At 60.3% G+C, this 5,612-nt stretch carries 6 protein-coding genes; 4 read left to right on the forward strand and 2 right to left on the reverse strand.

The genetic code is table 11. The annotated features are described in order from the left end of the window. The 4 genes from OQK_RS31610 to OQK_RS22070 all read left to right on the forward strand — a co-directional run. On the forward strand, positions 1 to 458 hold a 458-nt coding region (locus tag OQK_RS31610; RefSeq protein WP_274380897.1), incomplete at its 5' end, for an enolase C-terminal domain-like protein. A gap of 102 nt (positions 459 to 560) precedes the next feature. Next, a complete protein-coding gene (gene dctA / locus OQK_RS22060; RefSeq protein ID WP_016774313.1) occupies positions 561 to 1,868 on the forward strand; it encodes a C4-dicarboxylate transporter DctA in 1,308 nt (435 codons plus the stop codon). A 141-nt stretch (positions 1,869 to 2,009) separates the two neighbouring features. Continuing rightward, positions 2,010 to 2,441 (forward strand): MarR family winged helix-turn-helix transcriptional regulator, encoded by a 432-nt coding sequence (locus OQK_RS22065; RefSeq protein ID WP_016774314.1) that lies wholly within the window; start codon positions 2,010 to 2,012, stop codon positions 2,439 to 2,441. Positions 2,442 to 2,503: 62 nt separating this feature from the next. Then, positions 2,504 to 3,238: an NADPH-dependent F420 reductase gene (locus OQK_RS22070; RefSeq protein ID WP_016774315.1), complete on the forward strand. Its 735-nt coding sequence runs from the start codon at positions 2,504 to 2,506 to the stop codon at positions 3,236 to 3,238. Here OQK_RS22070 and OQK_RS22075 read toward each other — a convergent pair whose 3' ends face one another. Then, entirely contained in the window at positions 3,239 to 3,664 is a 426-nt protein-coding gene (locus OQK_RS22075; RefSeq protein WP_016774316.1) for a DUF1850 domain-containing protein, read from the reverse strand. It lies immediately after the preceding gene. After that, on the reverse strand, positions 3,661 to 5,612 hold a 1,952-nt coding region (locus OQK_RS22080), incomplete at its 5' end, for a TRAP transporter permease (RefSeq protein ID WP_016774317.1). The genes OQK_RS22080 and OQK_RS22075, both read right to left, overlap by 4 nt.

Below are 5,612 nucleotides of genomic sequence, written 5' to 3' on the forward strand. Positions count from 1 at the left end.
AAGAAGTCGGCGACCCGCTGGATTATGCGCTCCAGGCTGAGTTGGCCAATCACTACGAACTGCCGATGGCCACCGGCGAAAACCTGTTCTCTCACCAGGATGCCCGCAACCTGTTGCGCCACGGCGGCATGCGCCCGGACCGTGACTACCTGCAATTCGACTGCGCGCTGTCCTACGGGCTCGTTGAGTACATGCGCACCCTGAAAGTGATGGAAGAGCTGGGTTGGTCTTCGCGTCGCGTGGTGCCGCATGGTGGTCACCAGATGTCGCTGAACATCGCCGCCGGTCTGCACTTGGGCGGCAACGAATCGTACCCGGACGTGTTCCAGCCATTCGGCGGGTTTGCCGATGGCATTCGCGTGGAAAACGGCTACGTCGGGCTGCCGGATATCCCGGGTGTCGGCTTCGAAGCCAAATCTGCGCTGTATGCCGTCATGCGCGAACTGGGCGAGGGCTGATTCGGTTTCATCTGCGGCCTCGATTTCCGAGGCCGCACCTTCAGGCGTCATCCTCGACGCCAAAGCCACATGCCCACCACAACAATAAAATGAGGTGCTTCCGTGGAAACTTCAAAATCACGCTGGTACAGCCAGCTCTATGTGCAAGTGCTGATCGGCATCGTCATCGGCGCTGCCATCGGATACTTCGTGCCCGACATCGGCGCCAAGCTGCAGCCGTTTGCCGACGGTTTCATCAAGCTGATCAAGATGCTCCTGGCGCCGATCATTTTCGGCACGGTGGTGGTCGGTATCGCCAAGATGGGCAGCATCAAGGAGGTCGGACGGATCGGTGTGAAAGCGCTGATCTACTTCGAGATTCTTTCCACCATCGCTCTGGTGGTCGGCCTGATCGTAGTCAACGTGGTCAAGCCCGGTGCCGGCATGAACATCAACGCCGGAACCCTCGATGGCAGCGCTGTCAACAAATACAGCCAAGCGGCGAGCGAGCAGGGCGGCCTCGTCGAATTTTTCCTCAATATCATTCCGCATACCTTCCTCGGTGCTTTCTCCAATGGCGTCATGCTGCAAGTGATTCTGTTGTCGGTGCTGATGGGCGTCGCCTTGGTGCAAATGGGCGAAACCAGCAAACCGCTGATCAACACCATCGATCTGTTCCTGCAAGGTCTGTTCAAAATCGTCGCGATGGTCATGCGTCTGGCGCCGTTGGGCGCGGGGGCTGGCATGGCATTCACCATCGGCAAATACGGTATCGGCACTCTGCTGTCGCTGGGGCAGTTGCTGGTCGCGCTGTACATCACCACGCTGATCTTCATCGTCGTGGTACTGGGCGCGGTGGCGCGATGGTCGGGCATGCCGCTGATGCAGTTTCTGCGTTATTTCAAAGATGAAATCCTGATCACCCTGGGCACCTGTTCGACCGAAGCGGTGCTGCCGCGAATGATGGTCAAACTGGAAAAGCTCGGCTGCAAGAAATCCGTGGTCGGCATGGTCCTGCCGACGGGCTACACCTTCAACGCGGACGGCACCTGCATTTACCTGACCATGGCGGCGATCTTCATCGCCCAGGCGACCAACACGCCGCTGACCTTCATGGATCAGATGATCCTGCTCGGCGTGTTCCTGCTGACCTCCAAGGGCTCGGCCGGTGTGGCGGGAGCAGGGTTCGTGACCTTGGCGGCCACGCTCACCACCATTCACTCGATACCTCTGGTGGGCCTGGTGTTGCTGTTGGGCATCGACCGCTTCCTCAACGAGGCGCGAGCGGTGACCAACCTGATCGGCAACGGCATCGGCACCATCGCCATCGCCAAATGGGACAACTCCTTCGATGTCGAAGCGTGCGAGCGGGAAATCGCCGCCATGAAACACGCCAAGGCTGCACGCAAGGCGCTGCTGGCGCACAAGTAAACCAAGCGTGGCGATTAGCACCTCTGTTGGCGATCCGGATCGCTGACAGAGGTGCTGATCAACACCGCACGGGCTGCCTGGGTTGACACTCCTTTCGTACTCATGAAACATATAGTGCACTATACAATAGCGAACTATGAAATGAGCTCGAACCGAAATCACGTGGGAACGCAGCTGTCATTTGCACTCTACGCCGCTGCCAACCGTGTCGTGCGTTTGCACAAGCCGTATCTGGAACCGCTGGGCTTAACCTTTCCGCAGTATCTGGTGATCCTGCAGCTTCTGGATGGCGCGCCATTGTCTGTGGGCGAACTCGGCACTTACTTGGCCATGGACGCGGGAACCATCACGCCGCTACTCAAACGTCTGGAAGGCGCCGGATTGGTCACGCGCAAGCGCGATCCGGCAGACGAGCGCCGCGTGCTGATCGACCTGACGCCCGAAAGCCGGGCCATGGAAGACGACATCAGAGCCATCACCGGCAAGATCAAGACGGCCTGCCAGCTTGATGAGCAGGGGATTGAGGCGCTTCGTCTGACGCTGGATGCGCTTGCCCATCCGGCGGCTGACTGAGCCCACCAGTCCAAAAGCGCGCTCAACCGGGCGATAACACACGTAACAGAGAGGGTTTTGAAATGAACATCGGAATTATCGGCGCCGGCCACATCGGCGCAACACTGGCGCGCAAGCTGGCTGCGTGCGGTCATAAGATCAAACTGGCCAACTCGAAAGACCCGCAAAGCATTCAGGCACTCGCTGAAGAAGTCGGTGCCAAGGCTGTCACCAAAGAGCAGGCTGTGTCCGATGTCGATGTGATCATCCTGTCGATTCCCTTCGCCCGATACCCTGATTTGAAGCAGACGCTGAGCCAGGTTCCCGAGCAAGTCGTGGTCATCGATACTTCCAATTACTACCCGCAGCGTGATGGGGCGATCAAGGAAGTGGACGAGGGCAAACCTGAAAGCGTCTGGGTCAGCGAGCAGATCGGCCGCCCGCTGATCAAAGCGTGGAATGCCGTACTCGCCGCTACGCTGGCCGATCAAGGTCAACCTGCCGAATCCGCAACTCGCATCGCCTTGCCAGTCGCCGGCGATGATGTGCGTGCTGAGGCGGTCGCGCAGGATCTGGTCGAAGAAACCGGATTCACCGCGCTCGCTGCGGGCAGCCTTCAGGAGTCATGGCGTCAACAACCCGGGACCCCGGCTTACTGCACCGAACTGACCTTGCCGGAACTGAAGCAGGCGCTCGAAGCTGCGGACAAGGCCCGCGCGCCGCTGAACCGCGATGCCTTGATGGCCCGATTCATGGCCCCCGACACTGAATTCACCCGCGAGCAGATGGTTGCGATCAATCGGGAGATGACCGCTTGATTAGAAATGAGCGGCTTGGCGTTCATGCGACGGCGATAGCGAAGTCATTTCGCAACCCCACAGCTGCAAAAACGGCTGGCTGATCCTGGCCGGCCCAACCCATCGGCTGACCAGTTCGCACTTGCCATCCATGCATAACTGGTAATCGCCGGCCTGCGGGGTTCGGCCCAATTGCAATGGTTGCAGCGGCGGCAAGTGGCGTCGGAAATGCCAACTGCCGTTCTCCAGCCGGGCATCGTCGGGTATCTCCATGCCAGCGCCGTTGCCGCGAACCCTGGCCTGCTCAAGAACCAGACCTTGGGCCGTGACGCGGTAGTCTTCCTCCCAGCGGATCTTTTCGATGCTGTGGTTCCATGCCAGGGTGAAGTTCGCTACCGGCAATTGTGCCCAGATACTGCCGGCCAGACCCAGGCACAAACCGATCATGCATTGGCCGCTGCGGCGCGCCGCGAGCGCCAGACGTGTTGCACGATGACCAGAATCCCGAGTGCGAAGCCGAATTCATCGGTCACCGGCAGTGCCACGATCAGCAGAGCGCCCGCACCGAGACTCAGCAAACGTTCCCAAAGCAGCATTTTCTGTTGCAGAAAACCGGTCGACGCCATGCCCCAGAGACCAACCGCCAGAAGAGTCTTGATCAGCATGTAGGCAGTCGCCCACAAGTTGTCGCCTTGCAGCATCAGCGCCGGGTTGTAGACCGCCATGAACGGGATGACGAAACCGGCCAGCGCAATGCGCACGGCCCACAGGCTGATCTTGAAGCCGCTTTCCTTGGCGATCGGCGCGGCGGCAAAACAGGCGAGGGCGACCGGCGGGGTCAGGTCGGCGAGGATGCCGAAGTAGAACACGAACATGTGCGACACGATCAGTGGCACGCCCAGCTCCAGCAGGGCGGGCGCGGCGATCGAGCTGGTGATGATGTAGTTGGGAATGGTCGGAATGCCCATCCCCAGCACCAGGCAGGTGATCATCGTCAGGATCAGCGACAGCAGCAGGTTGTCGCGGCCGATGGCGAGGATGTAGCCGGCAAACGTCGAAGCGACGCCGGTGAGCGAAACGATGCCGATAATGACGCCGACCAGTGCGCAGGCGATGCCCACCGGTACCGCGTGGCGGGCGCCCTCGACCAGCGCGTGCAGGCAGATCAGCAGCGTTTCGCGACCTCCCTTGATGAAAGCGCAGACCAGCACCAGGACGGCAATGACCGCGAAAATCACCGCGATGCCGAGCTGGAAAAAACCTGTGCAGAGCACGCCCAGGGCAATCCAGAACGCACAGCGCAGGCCAAAGCTGTGCACCCGGAAAATGATCGCCGAGCCAAGAATCACGATGGCAGTCAATGCCAGGCCGACCATGCCCGAGAACAGCGGTGTGCGCCCGGAAAACAGCAGGTAAACCAGAACCAGCAGAGGAATCAGCAAATACCAGCGGGCTTTCACCGCGCCCCATGCGCTGGGGCATTGGTCTTTGGGCAGGCCCTTGAGGTTGGAGCGCTTGGCTTCCAGATGGACCATCCAGAATACCGAACCGAAATACAGCAGGGCCGGAATCAGCGCCGCTTTGGCGATTTCGACGAAGGGCACATTGATGGTTTCAGCCATGATGAAGGCGACCGCGCCCATCACCGGAGGCATGATCTGGCTGCCCATGCTGGAGGTGGCTTCCACGCCGCCGGCGAACGCGGCGCGATAGCCAAAGCGCTTCATCAGCGGAATGGTGAATTGCCCGGTGGTCACGACGTTGGCAATCCCGGAGCCGGTGATCGTCCCCATCAAGGCCGACGAGGCCACGGCCACTTTCGCCGGGCCTCCCAGCTTGTGCCCGAACAAGCCCATGGCGAAGTCGGTAAACAATTTGATCATGCCGGCCTGCTCGAGGAATGCGCCGAACAGGATGAACAGGAAAATGTAGGTCGCCGATACGTACGTCGGCGTGCCGTACAGCCCTTCGGTGCCGAACGACAGTTGATTGATGATCTGGTCGAAACCGTAGCCGCGATGGGCCAGTTCGCCGGGCAGGTATTCCCCGAACAGGCCGTACGCCAGGAACAGCCCGCAAATCACCGGCAGCGCGATGCCCATGACCCGTCGCGCGGCTTCGAATACCAGAGCAATCAACACGATGCCGATAGCCAGATCGGCCGACGTCAGATCACCGGAGCGCTGGATCAGATCGGCCTCGAACACCCATTGATACAGCGCGGTAGCGATGGCGGCCAGGCTCAGCAGCCACGCCAGCGGTTGCCACGGACGGTCTGTGCCGCGTGCGGGATAACTGAGAAACACCACCCACAGCAGGAAGCCGACGTGCACCGCACGCAGCACCTGGCTGGAGAGAGGAGAAAAGGCTGCGGTGACGATCTGGAAAATCGAGA

It is taken from the genome of Pseudomonas sp. R62 (assembly GCF_000257605.1).
GTDB lineage: Bacteria > Pseudomonadota > Gammaproteobacteria > Pseudomonadales > Pseudomonadaceae > Aquipseudomonas > Aquipseudomonas atacamensis.

Bases quoted from the DNA above. Each gene is read 5' to 3' on its own strand.
- OQK_RS22065 (WP_016774314.1), top strand. From the start codon at position 2,010: ATGAGCTCGAACCGAAATCACGTGGGAACGCAGCTGTCATTTGCACTC.
- OQK_RS22070 (WP_016774315.1), top strand. From the start codon at position 2,504: ATGAACATCGGAATTATCGGCGCCGGCCACATCGGCGCAACACTGGCG.
- OQK_RS22075 (WP_016774316.1), bottom strand. From the start codon at position 3,664: ATGATCGGTTTGTGCCTGGGTCTGGCCGGCAGTATCTGGGCACAATTG.